At 69.0% G+C, this 21,276-nt stretch carries 16 protein-coding genes and 1 pseudogene; 8 read left to right on the top strand and 9 right to left on the bottom strand.

The features are described 5' to 3' along the window. Positions 1-4: 4 nt before the first annotated feature. Positions 5-4,591 (bottom strand): ATP-dependent helicase, encoded by a 4,587-nt coding sequence (locus ACZ6O0_RS18940; RefSeq protein ID WP_465766209.1) that lies wholly within the window; start codon positions 4,589-4,591, stop codon positions 5-7. A gap of 96 nt (positions 4,592-4,687) precedes the next feature. Here ACZ6O0_RS18940 and ACZ6O0_RS18935 point away from each other — a divergent pair. After that, positions 4,688-5,185: pseudogene (locus tag ACZ6O0_RS18935) on the top strand (LppM family (lipo)protein); the annotation flags it as partial. 670 nt (positions 5,186-5,855) lie between these two features. After that, positions 5,856-6,050, top strand: coding sequence for a DUF3046 domain-containing protein (locus ACZ6O0_RS18930; RefSeq protein ID WP_360371088.1), 195 nt, complete (start codon positions 5,856-5,858; stop codon positions 6,048-6,050). On the opposite strand, the gene ACZ6O0_RS18925 is transcribed toward ACZ6O0_RS18930, so the two are convergent. The 3 genes from ACZ6O0_RS18925 to ACZ6O0_RS18915 all read right to left on the bottom strand — a co-directional run bounded on the left by ACZ6O0_RS18925 (position 6,051) and on the right by ACZ6O0_RS18915 (position 9,709). Next, entirely contained in the window at positions 6,051-8,165 is a 2,115-nt protein-coding gene (locus ACZ6O0_RS18925; RefSeq protein ID WP_465766208.1) for an MMPL family transporter, read from the bottom strand. It lies immediately after the preceding gene. 147 nt (positions 8,166-8,312) lie between these two features. After that, positions 8,313-8,873, bottom strand: coding sequence for a GrpB family protein (locus ACZ6O0_RS18920; RefSeq protein WP_465766207.1), 561 nt, complete (start codon positions 8,871-8,873; stop codon positions 8,313-8,315). A gap of 44 nt (positions 8,874-8,917) precedes the next feature. Then, the gene (locus ACZ6O0_RS18915) at positions 8,918-9,709 is read right to left on the bottom strand and encodes a hypothetical protein (protein ID WP_465766206.1); all 792 of its coding nucleotides are present in this window, start codon (positions 9,707-9,709) and stop codon (positions 8,918-8,920) included. Between the two features lie 251 nt (positions 9,710-9,960). Here ACZ6O0_RS18915 and recA point away from each other — a divergent pair, with 251 nt between their 5' ends. From recA to rny, 5 genes are all read left to right on the top strand, one after another. Next, entirely contained in the window at positions 9,961-11,034 is a 1,074-nt protein-coding gene (recA, locus tag ACZ6O0_RS18910) for a recombinase RecA (RefSeq protein WP_465766205.1), read from the top strand. Positions 11,035-13,003: 1,969 nt separating this feature from the next. Then, positions 13,004-13,498, top strand: coding sequence for a regulatory protein RecX (locus ACZ6O0_RS18905; protein WP_465766431.1), 495 nt, complete (start codon positions 13,004-13,006; stop codon positions 13,496-13,498). A gap of 322 nt (positions 13,499-13,820) precedes the next feature. Next, positions 13,821-14,216: an MmcQ/YjbR family DNA-binding protein gene (locus ACZ6O0_RS18900; RefSeq protein WP_465766204.1), complete on the top strand. Its 396-nt coding sequence runs from the start codon at positions 13,821-13,823 to the stop codon at positions 14,214-14,216. Between the two features lie 151 nt (positions 14,217-14,367). Further along, entirely contained in the window at positions 14,368-14,757 is a 390-nt protein-coding gene (locus tag ACZ6O0_RS18895; RefSeq protein ID WP_465766203.1) for an antitoxin, read from the top strand. A gap of 623 nt (positions 14,758-15,380) precedes the next feature. Then, positions 15,381-17,057, top strand: coding sequence for a ribonuclease Y (gene rny, locus ACZ6O0_RS18890; protein WP_465766202.1), 1,677 nt, complete (start codon positions 15,381-15,383; stop codon positions 17,055-17,057). On the opposite strand, the gene ACZ6O0_RS18885 is transcribed toward rny, so the two are convergent. From ACZ6O0_RS18885 to ACZ6O0_RS18865, 5 genes are all read right to left on the bottom strand, one after another. Then, a complete protein-coding gene (locus ACZ6O0_RS18885) occupies positions 17,050-17,421 on the bottom strand; it encodes a nuclear transport factor 2 family protein (protein ID WP_465766201.1) in 372 nt (123 codons plus the stop codon). The two genes, rny and ACZ6O0_RS18885, sit on opposite strands and share 8 nt — an antisense overlap. 39 nt (positions 17,422-17,460) lie before the next feature. Then, entirely contained in the window at positions 17,461-17,748 is a 288-nt protein-coding gene (locus ACZ6O0_RS18880) for a DUF6458 family protein (RefSeq protein WP_465766200.1), read from the bottom strand. Positions 17,749-17,825: 77 nt separating this feature from the next. Further along, positions 17,826-18,989, bottom strand: coding sequence for an acyl-CoA dehydrogenase family protein (locus tag ACZ6O0_RS18875; RefSeq protein WP_465766199.1), 1,164 nt, complete (start codon positions 18,987-18,989; stop codon positions 17,826-17,828). Between the two features lie 32 nt (positions 18,990-19,021). Beyond that, positions 19,022-19,600: a DUF1707 SHOCT-like domain-containing protein gene (locus ACZ6O0_RS18870; protein ID WP_465766198.1), complete on the bottom strand. Its 579-nt coding sequence runs from the start codon at positions 19,598-19,600 to the stop codon at positions 19,022-19,024. 21 nt (positions 19,601-19,621) lie between these two features. Further along, positions 19,622-20,320: a type 1 glutamine amidotransferase gene (locus tag ACZ6O0_RS18865; protein WP_465766197.1), complete on the bottom strand. Its 699-nt coding sequence runs from the start codon at positions 20,318-20,320 to the stop codon at positions 19,622-19,624. An 86-nt stretch (positions 20,321-20,406) separates the two neighbouring features. Between ACZ6O0_RS18865 and ACZ6O0_RS18860 the strand changes: the two genes are divergently transcribed. Next, positions 20,407-21,243, top strand: coding sequence for an FHA domain-containing protein (locus tag ACZ6O0_RS18860; RefSeq protein WP_465766196.1), 837 nt, complete (start codon positions 20,407-20,409; stop codon positions 21,241-21,243). Positions 21,244-21,276: the final 33 nt, after the last annotated feature.

Raw genomic sequence — 21,276 nt, 5'->3', positions numbered from 1 at the left:
CCACTCAGGCCCGGAGCCGCAAGCCCCGCGGCGTCGCATGGAAGCCCGCTTTCGCCAACGCGTCACCGAACGCCGTGTGCCGGACCTGCTCACCGTCAGCGGTCTCCACACTGAGCTTGCCCAACTGGCCATCCCGGATCGCCAAGGCCAGTGCATCAACCGCAGGCTGCAACAGATCAGAGTCCTCGGTGAAACTCAGCACGGTCCGCCCGCCACGCTCGACATACACGATCAACTGCCCGTCCACCATCACGACCAACGCCCCGGCCTTCCGCCCAGGCCGGTGTCCGCCCGCGCTCTCCCGCTCGGGCCACGGCAGGGCAGCGCCGTACGGGTTCGCGGGGTCGGAAGCCGCGAGTACGACGGCCCGCGCGGTCAGCTCCGCGTCGCGGCGACCACCGGCCGTAGATCGAGGGGTTCCAGTGGGCAACTCGGCCAAGGCCCGTAGTCGATCGACCGCACCTGGTAGGGCGAACTGCGCAGCCCCCAGCCCAGCGACGAAGTACCCACGCCGACACCGCCCCGACTCCTCGAAGGCACTCAGCACCTTGTACACGGCTGCGAACCCACCCGGTGTCCGCTCGGTGATCACCGACCCCCGCGTGACGATCCCGTACCGATCGAGCAGCGTCTCCGCCGCAGCGTGCGCCCGCCGGGTCGCATCCTCACTACGGGCCGGAAGCAACGACCACCGTCCGCCGGCCGTCGGCGGCCCACTACGAGCCGGCATCGCCGGCCGGCGCGGACGTCCCGGCCGCGGACGAGGCGTCGTACGTCGAACCCGATGACTACCCCGCCCACCGCCGACCAGTGAGCGCACCGGAGCAAGAGTGTCGTTGGTCAGATGTCCGGCCCACACAAGATCCCACAGCACCCCGACCATCGTCTCGTCATCCACCACACCCGCCGCAGCCCCGACGACGTCACTCAACTGCCGGAAGAAGAAGGCGCCACCACCCGACAACGCGTCCAGCACCGCCTGATGGGTGTCGCCAAGCTCGAACGCAGGATCCGGATCAGGCAGCGTCAAGTCAGAGTTGTCCGCAAGGTGCAGAGACACCCACCCATCCGTCCCGGGCAGCGAACCCGAACCTGCCCACACCACCTCACCCGTCGCTGTCAGCTCGTCCAGCATCGACGGCTGATACCCCGGCACCCGTGACGGCAGCACGATCGACTCCAGCGCCGAGGCCGGTACGGCGCAGCCGGCCAACTGCTCGACCGCGCCGAGAAGTACGTCGTACCCACGCCCTCGGCTGCTCGTGATCCCTTGCCACGCAGGCAGGAACCGGGCGAGCGCAGACGGATCGACCGGCTCGACCTCCTTGCGCAACGCGGCCAGCGATCGACGCCGAAGCAACCGCAGGATCTCGCTGTCACACCACTCGAGAGCGATCCCGCCAGGCAAGAACTCACCCTCGACGACCCGCCCCGCCGCACCCAGTCGCCGCAGCGCATCGGTGACAACCGCAACGCCGATCCCCAGATGAGTTGCGAGATCGATAGCCCGGAACGGCCCGTGCGTCCGCGCGTACCGAGAGACCAGATCGCCCAGCGGATCGGCAACCGGCTCCGCATGCGCCTCCGCGACGCCGGGTGGGAGCGGCACGCCGAGGGCGTCACGCAACCGGGCCACGTCCTCGACCACGGCCCACCGATGCTCACCGGCGACCCGAACCCGGACGACCCGCCGAGCAGAAGCCAACGACGTCAACCACGACTCGGCATCGGCACCATCGACGCAACGCTGCGAGGCCTCGGACAACGACAACGGACCAACCATCCGCAGTACGTCGAACAGCCCCTCAGCATCACGTGCCCGGCGGTCCTCCGCGAGCCGTTGCAGCTCAGCCTCGGTCCGCAACACGACCTCAGCATCGAGCAACTCCCGCAGCTCGGTCCGCCCGAGCAACTCGGCAAGCAAGCTCTGATCCAACGCCAGCGCGGCAGCCCGTTTCTCCGCGAGCGGACTGTCGCCCTCGTACATGAACGCGCCCACATACCCGAACAGCAACGACTTCGCGAACGGCGAAGCCTCCGGTGTCTCCACCTCGACCACCGAGATCCGCCGCTCGCTGATCCCGGTGAGCAGATCCTTCAACGCCGGCAGGTCGTAGACGTCCTGCAGCACCTCGCGCAGCGTCTCGAGCACGATCGGGAACGAGCCATACTTACTTGCCACCGACAACAACTGCGCCGACCGCTGACGCTGCTGCCACAACGGCGACCGCCGCCCCGGATTCCGCCGCGGCAACAGCAACGCTCGCGCCGCACACTCGCGGAACCGTGCGGCGAACAACGCCGAGCCGCCGACCTCGGCGGTCACCAAGTCCTCGATCTCCGCCGGATCGAACAGCACCAGATCCGCACCCGGTGGCGGCTCGTCCGTCTCCGGCAGCCGCAACACGATCCCGTCATCACCGGACACCGACTGCGCGTCCATCCCGTACCGCTCGCGCAGCCGCGCCGCGATCGCCAGTGCCCACGGTCCGTGCACCTGACCGCCGTACGGCGAATGCACGCAGACCCGCCAGTCGCCCAGCTCGTCCCGGAACCGCTCGACCACGACGGTCACGTCATCCGGCACCCGGCTGGTCGCGTCGCGCTGCTCGGCCAGGTACGAGACGAGGTTGTTCGCGGCGTACTCGTCCAGGCCGGCCGTCCGCGCTCGCTCGACCGCCTTGGCCGCGGGCAAAGAAGCCATCTTCCGGACGAAGGCGCCCGTGGCCGCACCGAGCTCGGCCGGCCGCCCGACCGCATCGCCCTTCCAGAACGGCAATCGCCCCGGCTGTCCGGGCGCGGGGGAGACCAGGACCCGATCGTGAGTGATGTCCTCGATCCGCCAACTCGACGCCCCGAGGGTGAACACGTCGCCGACCCGCGATTCGTACACCATCTCCTCGTCGAGCTCGCCGACCCGGTGGTTGGTCGACTCGCCGACCAGGAAGACGCCGAACAGCCCGCGATCCGGGATCGTCCCGCCACTCGTCACCGCGAGGCGCTGTGCTCCTGGCCGCCCGGAGATCTCACCGCTGACCCGGTCGAACACGATCCGCGGTCGCAACTCCGCGAACTCGTCCGAGGGGTACCGGCCCGACAGCATGTCCAGGACTCCGTCGTACGCCGACCTCGGCAAGGTCGCGAACGGCGCACAGCGTCGTACCAGCGCGAACAGCTCGTCGACATCGACCGTGTCCAGCGAAACGATCGACACGATCTGCTGGGCCAGCACATCGAGCGGATTGGCAGGGATGTGCAGGCTCTCGATCAGCCCGTCGCGCATCCGCTGCACGACGACGGCCGTGTCGATCAGGTCGCCGCGGAACTTGGGGAACAGCACCCCTCGCGACACCGCTCCGACCTGGTGACCGGCGCGGCCGACGCGCTGCAGTCCGCTGGCGACCGACGGCGGCGCCTCGACCTGGATGACCAGATCGACCGCACCCATGTCGATGCCCAGCTCGAGGCTGCTCGTGGCCACCACACACGGCAGGCGGCCGGACTTCAGGTCAGCCTCGATGAGCGCCCGTTGCTCCTTACTGACCGAGCCGTGGTGCGCCCGCGCGATCAAGGGTGGCGCGGCGAGCGAGGCGCCCGATTGGGCCATCACCTGAGCCGGCGAACCCTGCTCGGCCAGCTCGAGCTCGGCCCGCTCGGCGGCGATCTCGTTCAGCCTGGCGGTGAGGCGCTCGGCCAGGCGGCGCGAGTTCGCGAAGACGATCGTGGAGTTGTGTTGGCCGATCAGGTCGAAGACCTGCTCCTCGACGTGCGGCCAGATGGACGCGTGCTGAGGTGGTCCGGCGGCGGAACCGGAGGTCTCCAGCTCCGTGCTCGCCAGCTCGGCCATGTCCTCGACCGGCACGACGACGCTCAGATCCCACTGCTTGGTGAACTTCGGCTGCACGACGGTCACGGGCCGCTCGCCGCCGAGGAAGCGCGCGACCTCCTCGACCGGCCGCACCGTGGCCGACAGGCCGATCCGCTGCGCCGGCTTCGGCAGCAACCCGTCGAGGCGCTCGAGCGTGAGCGCCAGATGTGCACCGCGCTTGGTCCCCGCGACCGCGTGCACCTCGTCGACGATCACGGTCTCCACGCCACGCAGCGATTCGCGCCCCTGCGATGTCAGCAAGAGGAACAGTGATTCAGGGGTGGTGATGAGTACGTCGGAAGGCCGCGAGGCGAACCGTCGTCGCTCGCCGGCCGGCGTATCGCCGGAACGGACCGCCACCTCGATGTCGAGCGGCGCCTCGCCCAGCCGTCGCGCGGTCTCCCGGATCCCGATCAGCGGCGCACGGAGGTTGCGCTCGACATCGACCGCGAGCGCCTTCAGCGGCGACACGTACAACACCCGGCAGCGCAGCTTCGGGTCGTCCGGCGGAGGTGTCGTGGCCAGCCGGTCGAGCGCCCAGAGGAAGGCAGCCAGCGTCTTGCCTGAACCCGTCGGTGCGACCACCAGCGCATCCCGGCCCGCGGTGATGGCGTCCCAAGCCTCGAGCTGGGCCGGGGTGGCCGCCTCGAAGACGTCGCCGAACCACGCCCGGGTCGCGGGCGAGAACCGGCTCAACGCGCTGGTCTTCTTCACGCCGACCATCTTGCCGGGTCCCTCCGACAGTTTTCATCCTCGGCTCATCGCCCGCTGTGAGCAGGCGCTTTCGGTCCGGTGCGAATCTTGTCCCTGTGGTCTGGAATGATCGGCGACATGATCAACCGCGTACGTGCAGCGCTCGTCGTCGTGGCGTGCCTGGTCGCCCTGACCGGGTGCGTGAAGGTCGACGCAGATCTCAAGGTCGGGTCGAACGAGACCGTCTCGGGGAACATGCAGATCGGGGTCGACAAGCAGTTGCTGCAGTCCAGCGGCCAGTCGCTCGACACGATCCGGCAGCGCATCGACGACGCGATCAAGGAGACCACGACCGAGGGCGTCACGTGCAAGCCGTTCGACGACGACAAGTACGTCGGTTCGGCCTGTGACTTCGAGAGCGTGCCGTTCGACAAGATGGGCAGCTCGAGCGGCGACGGGGTCAGCTTCCGCAAGGACGGCGACAAGATCACCGTCTCGGTGAACTCGAGCCTCGGGCAGGTCCCGTCCGGCAGCCAGCCGGAGGTGAACTTCAAGATCACCATGCCGGGCAAGATCCTGGAGCACGACGACGGTGCGAAGATCGACGGCCGCACGGCGACGTACGACAGTCTGGACAAACTCGGCAAGGTCTCACTGACGTCCGAGGCCGGCAGCAGCTTCCCGAACTGGTTGCTCATCCTCATCGTCGTTCTGGTGCTGCTGGTCGTCGCCGCGGTCGTGTTCTTCGTGCTGCGCAGTCGCAAGGCCAAGGCCCAGCAGGGGTACGGGCAGTACGGTCCGTATCCGGGGCAGGCTGGTCAGTACCCGGGCTACGGTCAGCAGCCTGGCTACGGTCCGCCGGGTCAGTACCCAGGGCAGCCTGGTCAGTACGGCGGACAGCCCGGTCCGTACGGCGGTCAGCCGGGGCAGTACCCAGGCCAGCCTGGTCAGTACCCGGGTCAGCCGGGACAGGCGCCGTACCCGGGACCCTCTGGGCAGCCGCAGTACCCTGGACAGCCTCAGCCGCAGCAGGGCCAGCCAGGGCAGGGGCAGTGGGGTCCGCAAGGACCGCAGCAGGGGCAGCCGCCGCAGCAAGGGCAGGGAGGCTGGGGACCGCAGCCGGGTCAGCCGCAGCAGGGCGCGCCGTATGGTCCGCCGCCGCAGCAGGGTGGCCAACCGCCTCAACAGGGCGGTTGGGGTCCGCCGCAGCAAGGTGGGCCGTCGGCGCCTCAGCAGGGCCGGCCGGAAGGACAGGACGGGTGGGGACCGCCACCGAAGGACGACAACGGTAGGCATGAGACTGACGGAGTTCTGGGCACGGATGGATCAGCATCTCGGTCCGGCCTACGCACGGACCTGGGCGGAGACCCAGGTCGTCCAAGGGCTCGGCGGCCGCACGGTCGTCGAGGCTTTGGCCGACGGCGAGCACGCCAAGACCGTCTGGCGCGCCGTCTGGGCGCACCTCCAACTACCACCCAGCGAGCGCTGATCAGGTCTTGGTGAGCGTCGCCTCGGCCTCAGGAAGGTTGTCAGCCGGCTCGGGGTCACGCTTCTTGGCCAGTTGACTCGGCCACCACAGGTGCCGCCCGATGTCGAGGTTCAGCGCTGTGACCAGCACGGACCGGACCACGATGGTGTCGAGCAGTACGCCGAGCGCGACCGCGATCCCGATCTCCGCGAACGCCACCACCGGCAGCGTCGCCAGGACCGCGAACGTGCCGGCCAGCACCAGACCGGCCGAGGTGATCACGCCACCGGTCGCGGCCACGCCGATCAGCGCACCGCGCCGAGTGCCGTGCACCTTCGACTCCTCATGCACACGGGTCATCAGGAAGATGTTGTAGTCGATGCCCAAGGCCACTAAGAAGACGAAGACGAACAGCGGCAGCGAGGTGTCCGCGCCCTCGAACCCGAGCGCGTTGAACACCAGCGAGCTGATCCCGAGCGCCGCACCGAACGACAGCACGACGGTTGCCACCAACAGCACCGGCGCGACCAGTGCGCGCAGCAGCAGCGCGAGGATGGCGAGCACGACCGCAAGCACCACCGGGATGATCACCTTGTTGTCGTGATCGGCCGCCCGCTGGGTGTCCAGCAGGATCGCGGCACCCCCACCGGCCAGCGCGTTGGCATCCGGTACGGCGTGCACCGAGGCCCGCACGCGGTCGACCGTGTCCTTCGCGGCTTGCGTGTCCACTGCGTCGGTCATGGTCGCCTCGAGATACGCCAACCCACCGGCGACCCGTGGCTCGGCCACTTCGGCGATGCCCTGCGTCGAGGACATCGCCGTACGGACCTCGGTGGCCTTGTCGGCGTTGCTGATCACGACCAGTGGGTTGCCTGCGCCGGCCGGGAAGTGGGCCGCGACGACCTTCTCGCCGACCACGGAGTCCGGCGTACCGACGAAGGACTCCTCGTTGGTCAGTCCGCCGGCGTTCAGGGTCAGGATGCCGAGTGACGCGATGCCCAAGATGACCGAGGTGACGATCCATGTCAGCCGCGGCCGTACGGCGATCCGTCGGCCGATGCGGCCCCACACGCTCGTCTCGGTGTGGTCATCGGATCCGTACGTCGGACGCAGAGGCCAGAACACCCAACGCCCACAGATGACGAGCAGTGCGGGCAGCAGGGTCAGCATGGCGAGCAATGCGACCACGATGCCGACCGCAGCGACCGGACCGAGGCCGCGAGTGGAGTTCATCGACGCGAACAGCAGACAGAGCATGCCCGCCACCACTGTGGACCCGGAGGCGATGATGGCCGGACCGGACCGGTGCAGGGCGAACGCCATCGCCTCATGCCGGTCCTCATGTCTCCTGAGTTCCTCGCGATAGCGAGCCACCAGCAGCAGGGCATAGTCCGTCCCAGCGCCGAACACCAGCACTGTGAGGATGCCTGCGCTCTGGGCGTTGACAGTCAGGTCTGCTTCGGTCGCCAAGAAGTAGACGACGGCCTGTGCGGCAAAGAGTGCGACACCTGCGGAGATCAGTGGCAGCAGCCAGAGCACAGGGCTGCGGTAGGTCAGTAGCAGGATCACGATCACTACAGCGGCAGCGGAGTAGAGGAGCTTGCCGTCGATCCCTGCGAAGGCCTCCTGCGAGTCGGCCGCGAAGCCGCCCGGACCGGTCACGTGGAACGACAGTCCGTCCGGACGGTCCGCCGCGACGTGCCTGATGTCTTCGGCGCGCGCACCGATCGTCTCCCAGCCTCCGGTGCCGGCGTTGATCGGCACGAGGACCTGGAGTGCCTTGCGGTCCTCGGAGGGGATCGGCCCGATGACGTCGCGGTCGACGTCCTGCAGATCGGCGTACTGCTTCACGTGGTCCGCGACCGCTTGCATGTCGGCCGGGGTGATTCCGGACGTGCGCTCGTACACCAGCACTGCCGGGATCTCGTCGGGGGACGAGAACTGCTCGGATGCCTTCAAGACCTCGGTGGACTCGGCCTTACCGGGTAGCCAGGAGACGGCGTCGTTCTCCTGCGCACCGGTCAGTTTGCCCGCTGGACTGAAGCATGCCGCCATCGCGACGATCCACAGCGCCAGCACGATCCACTTGGACACCTTGCCGCACGGCAACGCCGCCAGCCGTCCCGCTCCCGCCACCCGAACCACGCCCCCTGGAGGGACATCCGCCCGCACGTCGGGCCGATCACGACGCCCCTCGGTCAAGCCTGCGGGCTGGACCAAACCGGGTCAACGACCGCGCAGTAGTACTGCGCTCACCCTGAGTCCCCTCGCCCGAACGGGCAGTCAGACAGTCCATCCTGTGCGGGCGGCCCACTCCTCGGCCGGCAGATAGATCAAATCGCAGACCGGATCCTTCAGATCGGTGTAGTCCGCTTCGCTGACCTGGAGTGCGGCGGCGTGGCGTTTGAAGGCGCCGTACGCCGCTGCTGTCTCCGGATGACTGCGCAGATAGTCGCGGAAGAGTAGTGCGTACCGCTGGTTCGCCCGACCGGCCACTCGGACGTGCAGGTTCACCCGCCGGCGGTACATCGGCTCCCGCACGATGCGCTTCACCCACTGCAGGTCGTCGGCGGGCAGACCGGGCACCGGATGATCCCGTCGGGGCGGGCGGACCTCCCAGTCCGCTGCCACCATCCGCTCGACCACATCATCGAGCTCGGGCTCGGTCCCGACCGTCACCTGCATGTCGAGGATGTCCTTGGCCGGCAGGCCCGGTACCGAGGTCGATCCGATGTGATCGATCCGCAGTGCGAGTTCTCCGAGCAGTCCGCCGACCGCGTGCGCGGTCTTCTCGTACTGCGCCGGCCAACTGTCGTCCGGTCGCGCGATGACGATCCCAGTCATGCCGAGATCATCCCAGGAGTGCGCCTGCGGACCCAGTGCTTTCGTCAGACCGGCTTGACCCGGAAGGCGCTGCTGTTCAGGAGCGCACCGGCTTCGTACGCCGCCTTGCGGATGCCCTTGCGTTCGTCGAAGAACCCGCCGACCACTCCGACTGCGGGAAGCTTGCCGATGAACCGGGCGCCGATACTGCCCCGCGGGCGCTCCTGGAAGACTTCACCGAGTCCACCGAAGAGCTTGCTGATCCGCCACACCAGCCGTACCCCCTTGCGCAGACCGGCCTCCTCGGACTCATCACCTAGACCCAGTTGCTTCGCTACGTCCTGGCCCGCCGCGACCGGGTCGTCGTACTTGAGTACGTCGTCCGGAGTGATCGGGCGGTCCGTGAGTACGCGTGCGATGACCGCCGTACGGTCGGCATGCGCCTCGACGCCGTACTCGCGGCAGACCGCGCCGATCACCATCGCCTGGACGGCCGCGCCGAGGGTGTCCTTGACCGGCAGCCGGTCGGCGGCCGCACCGCTGATCCGGGGGAGACCCGCGACCACGGCGGCGAATCCACCGAGGCGCTCGACCCACCAGTCGCAGCGCTCGGCCAGCGGCAGCGTCGGCCACTCGATATGTCCGGGCACCCGCATCTTCAGGAGCCGGTCGATCGCCAGGATCAGGCCCTTCTCGGCCAGGTTGGGTCGGTCCTGGGCGGAGTACTCGGTCAGGATGCTGCGGATGCCGAAGGGGTCCTGGGTGCGCAGCGAGTCGAGGACGGCGTCGACGCCGAACTCGACCCGGCTGAGCGCGAGGACGACAGCGGCGTCGGGCACGTCGGGGCGGTCTGTCACGACGGTCAGGGTAGGGAGTCGGAGGTCCAGGATGGTTGCCCGACAGACTTCGGCGTGTCAGTTGCGATTCGAACAGGTGTTCGGGATAGTTTGGTGTCCTGAAGGTGTGTCGGGCGGCCGATGTTGTCCACAGATTCGAAGTGGCGACGAAAACTGTCCGACGTGATGGATACCTTCTCTGGCGACACGAGAAGTCCTCCGGGCCGCTGAGACAGCGGCCCCGATAATCAGATGGGTCAGGTGGCAATCACATGGCGGGTGCAGCGAGTGCGGAGCGCGCGGTGGCCGATCGCGAGAAGGCGCTCGCGACCGCGCTGACGCAGATCGAGCGACAGTGCGGCAAGGGTTCGGTGATGCGCCTGGGGGAGCAGAACAGGCCGCCGATCGAGGTCATCCCGACCGGGTCGATCGCGCTCGACATCGCCCTCGGGATCGGCGGTCTGCCGCGCGGTCGCGTGGTGGAGATCTACGGTCCGGAATCCTCCGGTAAGACGACGGTCGCCCTGCACGCGGTCGCGAACGCTCAGCGGGCCGGCGGGATCGCGGCGTTCATCGACGCCGAGCACGCCCTCGACCCGGAGTACGCGCGGAAGCTGGGCGTCGACACCGACGCGCTGCTGGTCTCGCAGCCCGACTCCGGTGAGCAGGCGCTGGAGATCGCCGACATGCTGGTTCGCTCCGGCGCGATCGACATCGTTGTGATCGACTCGGTGGCCGCGCTGGTGCCGCGCGCCGAGATCGAGGGCGAGATGGGTGACAGCCACGTCGGTCTGCAGGCCCGGCTGATGAGCCAGGCGCTGCGGAAGATGACCGGTGCGGTCAGCGGGACGAACACCACCGCGATCTTCATCAACCAGCTGCGCGAGAAGATCGGCGTCATGTTCGGCTCCCCGGAGACGACGACCGGTGGTAAGGCGCTGAAGTTCTACGCCTCGGTGCGGTTGGACGTGCGCCGGATCGAGTCGCTGAAGGACGGCACCGACGTCGTCGGTAACCGGACCCGCGTCAAGGTCGTGAAGAACAAGGTGGCCCCGCCGTTCAAGCAGGCCGAGTTCGACATCATCTACGGCCAGGGCATCAGCCGCGAGGGCAGCCTGCTCGACCTCGGCGTGGAGCAAGGCTTCGTCCGCAAGGCCGGCGCCTGGTTCACCTACGAGAGCGACCAGCTCGGCCAGGGCCGGGAGAACGCGCGGAACTTCCTGCGCGACAACCCCGATCTGGCCAACGAGCTGGAGAAGAAGATCAAGGAGAAGATGGGCATCGGCCCGACCCTGGACGCACCGGCCGACAAGGCCGCCACGGCCGAGGTCGATGTCGACTTCTGATCGACCCCCCGCGGGCGGCAGCGTCCCTCGGCCCCCAGCCGACGACGCTGCCCCCGCGGCTCTGTCCCTACCCCACGCCGAACGCCTGGCCCTGGCCCGAGAACTCCTGGCCCGCGGCGAGGCCGGCGCCGGCGCACCCTCTCGCGGCCCTGCGAGCGCACCCTCCAGCGGCGCAGCGAGCGCATCACCCCGCGGTCCAGCGACGCCTGTCTCAAGCGCGCCGCCAGCCGAAGACGCACCTGCTGCGGACGCGACACTCAGCCGAGGCGCGGTGCCATCCGCTTCCGGCGTACCCGGGGACGGCTCGGCAAGCGCCCGCCGATCCGCGTCCGCATCCGGCCGAGCAACAACACCCGGCTCTGCCCCCGAGTCCCGTCCAAGGACCACCGGCCGCACCTCGGCCCGACGTACCCCCAGCCGCCCCGCATCACCCGGCGACCGCGAGCCCACCAGCCGCGTCGCGGCCGCATGGCCGGACGCCGCAACCGATGACGGCTCGTTGGACGCGAAGCCGTCCCACCCCCGCGCCGGGAGACTCGGGCGAGCCGCCGGGACCGAGGACCCGTGGGCAGAGGATGACACGTCGGAGGCGACGTCGTCCCGCCCGCGCGCGGGCAGGATCAGGCGAATCCCCGGAGCCGAGGACCCGTGGGCCGACCACTCGGCAGACGATGGTTCATCGGACCGTTCGCGATCCCAGTCCCGCGGACGTGGAACCAAGCGGACACGTGCGACCGAGGATCCGTGGGCGGAGGATTCCGCGAACGACGGCTTGGCGGACGTGACGCCGTCCCGGCCGCGGGCGGGCAGGATCGTGCCGACTGCCGGGACCGAAGACCCCTGGGCTGATCACGCGGCTGACGACGGCTCGTCGGGCGGGTCGCAGTCGGACGCCCGCGCCCGCGGACGTGGAAGCAAGCGCACAGGTGCGACCGAGGATCCGTGGGCGGAGGATTCCACGGACGACGGCTTGGCAGACGTGGCGTCGTCCCGGCCGCGGGCGGGCAGGATCGTGCGGACCGCTGGGGCAGATGATCCCTGGGGTGAGCAGGATGACGCGTCCGCGCGAGCCTTTGAGGAGAAGGCCGCTGAGCGGTTGGCGGCGGCGCGGGCGTTTGCGTCTGACATGCCGGAGACGAGCCCGGGGCGAGGTGGTCGCGAACGGATTGCCGGACCTAAGAAGTCGGAGGACGCGGGCGGAACGCCGGACGAGCTAGCACCGGACGAGCTAGCGCCGGACAAGCAAGCGCCGGACAAGCAGCAGGTCGACAGCACTCCAGGGATGGGGCGGGGCTCGGGTGCGGCCGATCCGTGGTCTGGTGGTGCGTCTGGGCGGGGGCCGAGTTCGGCTCCGGCTGCGGCCGCGGGTGACTTGAGTGAGGCGGAGCATGCCGTCGCCGGCTCGGTGGAGCCGGGCGGAGTTCGCGTGGGTGGCACGGACGGCGATCGCGAGGCGAGTGGCGGTCGTCGTACGAACGATGGTCGGGGTGTGAACGACGCGGGTGGGAGCGACGGTCGTCGTACGAACGATGGTCGGGGTGCGAACGACCGGGGTGGGAGTGGCAGCCGTCGTACGAACGACGGTTGGGGTACGAGCGATGACTGGCGCGGAAACGACAGTCGGGGAATGGGCGTCGGCCGGGATGCCGGTGACGGGGCGGGTGTTGACGACGGGCGTGTTGCGAGCGCAGGTCTCGGCTCGGATGCCGGTGACGGTGCGGGTGTTGACGACCGGCGTGCTGTGGGCGAGGGGCGTGTTGCGGGCGACGGGCGGGGTGGGGATGGAGGGTGGCGTTCGGACGCCGGCGGGGGGTCGGGTTCGGGTGGGCGCGGTGTTGTGGCTGGTGGGGTTGAGGGTGGGAGGCGGCGGAAGACTGTTCGGCGGGGGTTTGGGGGTGGGCGTCGGAGTACGGGGGAGGCGCCTGAGGTGGTTGATGGTGGGGTGGATCCGGAGGCAGATCCGTACGGGGTGGCTCGGACGATCTTGCTGGACAAGTTGACGGGGCAGCCTCGGACTCGGGCTGAGTTGGCGGATTTGCTGGCTGAGCGGGAGATTCCGGATGAGGTGGCTGAGGAAGTACTGGACCGGTTTACCGAGGTCGGGCTGATTGATGATGCGGCCTTCGCGAACGCGTGGGTCGAGTCTCGGCATCGGGGGCGTGGGCTGGGGAAGCGGGCGCTGGCGCAGGAGTTGCGGCGGCGTGGGGTGGATGACGAGCTCGCGCGGGATGCGTTGGAGGAGCTGGATCCTGAGCAGGAGGAGGAGACTGCTCGGACGCTCGTACGGCGGAAGCTTCGGTCGATGCGGTCGCTCGAGCGTGAGGTGGCGATGCGGCGGCTGCTCGGGATGCTTGCTCGGAAGGGGTATCCGGGTGGGCTGGCGATGACGGTCGTGAAGCAGGAGCTTGATGCGAGTCATGAAGAGCTTCCGTTGTTGGATTCCTCCGGCCTGGAAGCAGACTGACCTACACGCAGGTCTGTGGCGAGGCGCGGCGAGTGGGCTCCGGATGTGCTGAGACAGGTCCAGTCGGCCGACGAAGGGGATGGGTGCTCGAGGCCGTCTGCCGGTGACCGGACCGGGGCGGTGGGTTGGGTGGGGATCGCCGTGGGCTGGGCGGGCTTGCCCGGGTGCGGCGCAGGTCGTTCCGCACCAGGAGCGTGGCACCCGTCATCGACTCTGACGACGAAGTGACCAGGCGAGCGCCCCATCGCCTGGTCACACCGGCACGAACATCCCGTCCTTTTGTTCAAGTCGAGTGGGAGACCCGCGGAGTAGCGTGACCGCCATGGCGACCCTGGACGACGTGGAGCGGCTGATCGCGGCGCTGCCGGAGACCGTGGAGACGACGCGGCACGGGACCCGCACCTGGGCGGTCGGCGGGAAGGCGTACGCGTGGGAACGCCCGTTCAGCAAGGCGGATCTGAAGCGTTTCGGCGACGAGACGCCGCCGGCTGATCCGATTCTCGCGATCCGGGTGGAGGATCTCGCGGAGAAGGAAGCGGTGCTCGCCGCGCGGGTGAACGACGGATTCTTCACGATCCCGCATTTCGACAACTATGCCGCCGTTCTCGTCGAGCTGGACAAGGTGCCGGAGTCCGCGTTGCGCGAAGCGCTGCTCGACGCATGGCTGGTGTTCGCGCCCGCGGACGTGGCGAAAGCGCACCTGGAGTCCGGTGTATGACGGAGAGTGAGCGGAATCGGGAGGCGGCTCGCGGCGAGGGGCGTTGACGGGTGGGGGATGACGGTGTGTTATCCGAAGTAGGACCGGTGTTTGGTCCGGTCCGTAGGCTGGGATTTTCCGTCGATCCGCCCCTGACACCGCGGAGGGTGCAATGAACGATTTCCAGGAACAGGCGAAGAACTGGCTCCGGAATGTCGTCAAGCAGAACCCGGACAAGATCAAGGCCGGTGTGGAGAAGGCCGGCGATCTGATCGACAAGCAGACCGGGGGGAAGTACGCGGAGAAGGTCGACACGGTCCAGCAGAAGGTCGGCGGGTACGTCGATTCCCACGCGACCGAGGACGAACAGGCGGCGAGCGACGGGACTGCCGAAGCCGCCAACTCGGGCGGTCCAGAGGTAGTCGGTGGCGAGACGCCGGACGCCGGCCCGGCAAGTTCGGCAGGGTCCAGCCCCGAGGGCGCGGTCACCGGCGGGACTGCCACTGGTGCCACCGAGCCGCCAGTCGAGTCCGAGGGCGGACTCCCGGGCCCCCGTCAGTAAAGCGAAAGCAAACGACCGAGTCGCCCCGGGTCGAGTCATGCCCGGGGTGACTTGTTGTGGAGTAGACCAGCGCGGAGGGTGGTCTAAAGCCTGAGGCTCGTGCTGATCGGCCGGGCGGCCAGTGAGTGTCCGTCTTGACCGGCCGGTAGGGCACGCCTAGCCTCGGAATCAGGAAGGGATCACCACTCCACCTGACGGTGGCGGACATAGCACCGGCGGGCCGGTTGATCCGGCCACACCGGCCGGAACGAAGACACGAAACCACGCTCGACCGAGCTGAAGGAAGGACGACGGCGGCTCGCAGCGCCGTCGGATAGACGGCACCGCGACGGACGGATCCGGCGGTGGCAGCGGCCAGAAGAACCGAACCTGGGTGACGCACACCCAAGCGAGGGCCCCGGCAGCGGCCACGATCGGCACCGGACGGCGTGTGCACCGCCCGTGCAGCGGTAGCAGCGAGCGGTACTGCTCTAGCGGAGGGACGACGGCACCGCCGTACGACGGTGGTGCGTTCGGCCGTACCGTTTTCCTCGACCGTTGACAGTGGCGAACTCCCTTCGACCGACGCCAAAGTCCCACCCAGGACTCGAAGAAGAGGGGAGAAGCCGATGTCACTAGCGGCCATGCCAGCTGCGACGTCCCTCGGGCTGACCCTGATCGGACTGCTGATCGCCGGATTGCTGGCCTGGATCGGCTTGACCCTCTCCCGCCGCAAAGCCGCCGACAGTTCCGCGGCGGCCGCGAGCGCACAGCTCGAGGCCGCTCACATCGCCGCCGGCGCGAAGTCCGCGGCCGAGCTGGTCCGCCGGCAGGCCGAGGAGGAGGCGGCCGTCCTCCGGGTCCGCGCGGAGACGGCCGAGCAGCGGGCCGAGGAGATCCGCCGCGCCGCGGAGGACCGGGCCTCGGAGGTACGGCGGGAGGCCGAGCAGCGGGCGTCCGACGTACGTCGGGAAGCCGAGGCCGAGGCGCAGTCGATCCGCGACGACCTCCGCGAGCAGCGCCTGGAGATGGAGCGCCGGGACCACCGGCTGACCGAGCGTGAGGAGCGGCTCGACGAGCAGCACCGCGCGAACGAGGAACGCCAGACCGAGCTGACCGCGCAGCTCGCGGAGCTCGATCGCCGCAAGGCCGAGATCAAGGACCTCGAGACCGAGCGCCGCCGGATCCTCGAAGGCGTCGCGAACCTGACCAGCGAGCAGGCCAAGGCCGAGCTGGTCGCGGCGATCGAGGCGGAGGCGAAGCGGCACGCGCACACGATCGTCCGCGACATCGAGCGGCAGGCGCTCGACGAGGGCGAGACGAAGGCGCGCAAGATCATCACCGGCGCCGTGCAGCGGCTGGCCTCGGAGCAGACCAGCGAGTCGGTCGTGTCCGTCGTCCATCTGCCGAGCGACGACATGAAGGGCCGGATCATCGGCCGCGAGGGCCGCAACATCCGGTCGTTCGAGCAGACCACCGGGGTCAACCTGATCATCGACGACACCCCGGAGGCGGTGCTGCTCTCCTGCTTCGATCCGGTACGGCGGGAGACCGCGCGGCTGACCCTGGACTCGCTCGTGCTCGACGGCCGGATCCACCCGAGCCGGATCGAGGAGATCTACGAACGCAGCAAGACCGAGGTGGCCGAGCTGTGCGAGCGGGCCGCCGAGGACGCGATGGCCGAGGTCGGCATCACCGACCTGCACCCGGAGCTGATGCGGACGATGGGGCTGCTGCGCTACCGGACGTCGTACGGGCAGAACGTGCTCAAGCACCTGGTCGAGTCGGCGCACATCGCCGGGATGATGGCGGCCGAGCTCGGGCTGGATCCGAAGCTCTGCAAGCGCGGCGCGTTCCTGCACGACATCGGCAAGGCGCTCACGCACGAGTCCGAGGGCAGTCACGCGATCGTGGGTGCCGAGCTCGCTCGCAAGTACGGCGAGAACGACGACGTCGTGCACTGCATCGAGGCGCACCACAACGAGGTCGAGGTCCGCACGGTCGAGGCGGTACTGACGCAGGCCGCGGATGCCGTCAGCGGCGGGCGGCCGGGTGCGCGGCGCGAGTCGCTGGAGGCCTATGTGCAGCGGCTCGAACGGCTCGAAGAGATCGCGATGCACCACGACGGTGTGGAGAAGGTGTTCGCGATGCAGGCCGGCCGGGAGATCCGGGTGATGGTGCTGCCGGACGCGGTCGACGACATCGCCGCGCAGGTGATGGCGCGCGACATCGCCAAGCAGGTCGAGGAGGAGCTCACCTACCCCGGCCAGATCCGGGTGACGGTGGTCCGCGAGTCCCGCGCTACCGAGGTGGCTAAGTAGCGTACTTCGCTCTCCAGGCGGGCGCCTCGAACGGGGCGCCGTAGATCCGGGTCTCGCGCGCGATCCGGCCGTTCTCGAACTCGACGACGTTCGCGACGTAGTAGATGTCGCCGCCGTAGTCCGACCGGCCGAGGACGACGAAGTGGTCGCCGGCGCCGGTGATGCGCAGGATCTGGATCGACGGCGGCGCCGGGTACTCCTGTTGCATCGCGCGCATCTTGTCCCGTCCGACGATGCGTTCGCCGGACTGGGGCATCTCCAGCACGTAGTCGTCGGCACGCAGTTCGTGCTCGGCCTCGGCCGACAGCGCCAGCTGATCGTCGGTCGGCCACAGCCGCTCCAGCAACTCCCGATTCCGGTCCATAGCTCACCGTCCCATGCGACCTTCAGCCAGGCCTAAGGACTATGTGTCTTTGTCGCGCAGATGCGTCGGCGTGACGTCGATCGGGTCGTCGGCCACCTGCTCCGGCGGTGCGGTGCGGTACTGCTTCTCGACCTCCGGGTCGATGACGCTGACATCCCCGCGCCGGCGCGGGTTGGCGAGCCGGTAGGAGACCCAGATCCCGGCGGCTCCACCCAGCATGATGATGATCCCGAGGGCGGTCAGGTTCAGCGTGTCGGACGTGTCCCGTACGGCGAAGGCGATGATGGCGCCGACGACGATGAGGGCGATTCCGGCCCCGATCCGCATACCTGCTCCTTCCGGACACTCGGAGTAACGGTCTTCACCTCCTGTGCCCAGAGTGCGCCGGCAGCATGCGCCGCCGGTCAGCGGAACGCGGCGTGGCCGGTCAGCGCCTGTCCGATCACGAGCTGGTGCACCTCCGAGGTGCCCTCGTAGGTGAGGACCGACTCGAGGTTGTTCGCGTGCCGCATGATCGGGTACTCGCCGCTGATCCCGTTCGCGGCCAGGATCGTCCGGCACTCCCGCGCGATCGCGATCGCCTCGCGGACGTTGTTGAGCTTGCCGACCGAGACCTGCTCCGGCCGGAGGGTGCCCTTCTCCTTCAATCGGCCGAGGTGCACGGCGAGCAGGATGCCCTTGTTCAGCTCGACCGCCATGTCGGCGATCTTCGCCTGGGTCAGCTGGTAGCCGGACAACGGCTTGTCGAACACGATCCGCTCACCGGCGTACCCGATCGCCGTCTCCAGGCAGTCGCGCGCCGCGCCCATCGCGCCGAAGATGATCCCGAACCGGGCCTCGTTCAGGCAGCCGAGCGGCCCGGACAGCCCCTGCGCTTCGGGGAGCTGGGCCGACGCCGGCAGCCGGACGTCCTCGAGCACCAACTCGGACGTGACCGAGGCCCGCAGCGACATCTTCCGCGTGATCTCCGGCGCCGAGAACCCAGGAGTGGAGGTCGGTACGACGAAGCCGCGCACGCCCTCGTCCGTCCGGGCCCAGACCACGGCGACGTCGGCGACCGAGCCGTTGGTGATCCACATCTTCGAGCCGTTCAGCACCCAGTCGTCCCCGTCGCGGCGGGCGTTCGTCCGCATGCCGGCCGGGTTCGACCCGAAGTCGGGCTCGGTCAGGCCGAAGCAGCCGATCGCCTCGCCCGCGGACATCCGCGGCAGCCACTCGTTCTTCTGGTCCTCGCTGCCGTACTTCCAGATCGCGTACATCGCGAGCGACCCCTGCACGGAGACCAGCGAGCGCATCCCGGAGTCTGCCGCCTCAATCTCCAGGCACGCCAGCCCGTAGGCGACCGGTCCGAGCCCGGCGCAGCCGTACCCGGTCAGGTGCATCCCGAGGAACCCGAGCGAGCCGAGCTCCTTCGCCAGCTCCCGGGCCGGAATGGACGCGGACTCGAACCACTCCGGCAACGACGGCCGCAACCGCTCGTCGGCGAACCGCCGCGCGGTCGCACGGACGTCGACCTCTTCCTCGGTGAGCAGCGAGTCGACATCGACGAGATCCAGCGAAACGGTCATGCCCAAACGCTAACCGCAATCAGGCCTGTGCATCACTTCCGGTACCAAGGCCACCACCAGTGGCGCTTGCGCGGATGGCGTACGACGAACGAGCTGTGCTTCGCGCGACCGGTCACCCGCAGGTGGACGCCGTTCGGAGTGGCGGCGGTCGTCTTGTTCTTGGACGAGCCGTGCGACAGCTCCACGTCGTCGATGGAGACCAGCCAGCCCTCCGGCACGATCATCACCATCGAGCTGTGCTGGATGTCGGCGCGCACCTCGACCTCGGGCCACCGGATCACCGCGTCGGTGAAGTCGAGCCGGAGCGACGAGTGCTCCGCCGCCGCGACCACGCGTTCCGGCACCTGCCACGCGCCCTCACGCTTCTGGGCACTGTGGGACGCGCGAATGGTGACCTCGACCGCGTTGCTGCCGGAGCGGACCGGGACCAGGTCGGCGGTCACGTCGCGCAGCTCGAGCTGGGTCTTCGCGGAGTAGATCTGGGTCAGCCGTTCGTCCAGCTCCTCGAAGTCCAACCGTCCGTCGCCATGTGCTTCCTGGACCACGGCGGCGGCACGTTCGCGGTCGTTGTCGGACGCCCGATGCCCAGGCGGCGGCTGCTCCAGACTCATGCCCCCAAAGGTAGCGCCGACTCAGCTCGCGCCGTCCAAGAACCGGCCGAACATCGCCGACCAGGTCTGCTCGAGTTCCGCGTCGTACTTCTCGGCCTCGGCGAACACGGTCTCGGGATCGAACCCGAGGAACCGCAGCCGCTCGGGGTCCCAGCGTCGTACGCGGTCGGCGCCGACCTCCGGATGGAACTGGACACCCCAGCTGCGTCCGATCCGCAGCATCTGATGCGGACAGCGCTCGCTGGACATCAGCCGGACCGCATCGGCCGGCAGCCGGGTGATCTGGTCCTGATGGCTCTCGATCGCGCGCACGGTCGGCGGCAGACCGGCCAGCAGCGGGTCATCGACAGCACCGGGCAGCAGGGTCAGCTCGGTCACGCCCTTCTCCGGCAGGCCGTACTGCCCGCGGACCTCACCGCCGAACGTGTGCGCCAGCAACTGTCCGCCCAGACAGATCCCCAGAGCCGGCACGCGCTCCTGCTCGGTCGTGATCCGCAAGAGTTCGCGCTCGGCCTTCAGCCACGCGGAGGTGTCGTCGGCGTCGGGCAGCAGCCCGCCGCCGAGCAGGATGAGGGCCGCGTGGTCGTCGGCGCGGTTCGGGATCGGCTCGTCGGCCCAGGCGCGCACGATGACGGGCGAGAACCCCCGCGCGTCGAGCCAGTCGAGCAACCGGCCCGGGCCGCTGCCGGGATCGTTCTCGATGATCAGGACGGTTGTCATGGGCGCCAAGGTAGCGGCAGCGCGGCACACCGTGTTCCGCCGTACCGGAGTGGCGGTTCCGCGATACTGAATCCCTGGGGGTGCCTATGGAGCCGACCAGCGGATTCGTGCGGGCTGTGGTGGGGGATGTCGCGTTCGTCTTCGGCAAAGGCATGGTGAGTGCCTACTTGCTGGCGCGCCGCAAGGACCGCTCCCGGCCGCCGCGGCTGGACGTCCTGGTGCGGTCGCACGGCCAGTACGTGCCGCTGTCGATCCCCGCTGGGACCATGGCGGCCGTCGACCGGCTGGTCGGGCTCGAAGAGGTCCGTCCGGCCCCATTGCTGACAGTGGAGTTCACTCCCGGCGACACCGGGGCCGAGGCGCACCTCACCGCCCACAACCCGGTCCTGATCACGATCACCGATGTCAGTCACCGCGAGTACGACGCTCTGGTGCTGACCACGTCGCTCGGCGGGGCGGCGTACGTGCAACTGCCCCCTGGCTACTACCACGTGTCCGCGGTGGTCATCGACGAGCACGACGACGTCCTGCAGGGATACGGCGCTCAGCACAACCTGCACGTGGACAAGGGCGACGACCTGATCGTCTCGCTGCCGATCCACACCGCTGGGGTCGCGGAGATCGCGTCGGCACTGGAGGCCGGGCCGCAGCCGGTGCTGGTCGGGCCGGAGGGCGACGTAGTACCGCTCCTGGACCTGGCGCGGATCGGGCGGGCGCCGGACTGCGATCTGATCCTGGACCGTCCGGAGGTGAGCCGGCACCACGCGGAGCTGCTCCGGATCGACCCGGCCACCTACGAGGTGCGCGATCTCGGCTCGACCAACGGGACCCGGGTGAACGGCGTACCGGTCCGGACGGCCATGGTCGGTGACGGTGACGAGATCCGGCTCGGGAGCCTGCCGCTGCGCCTGTACCTGTCGTGATCGCACCGGATCGTCACCATGGGTGCACACCTG

It is taken from the genome of Kribbella sp. NPDC048837 (assembly GCF_055586945.1).
This window is presented reverse-complemented; position numbering and strand designations above follow the sequence as displayed.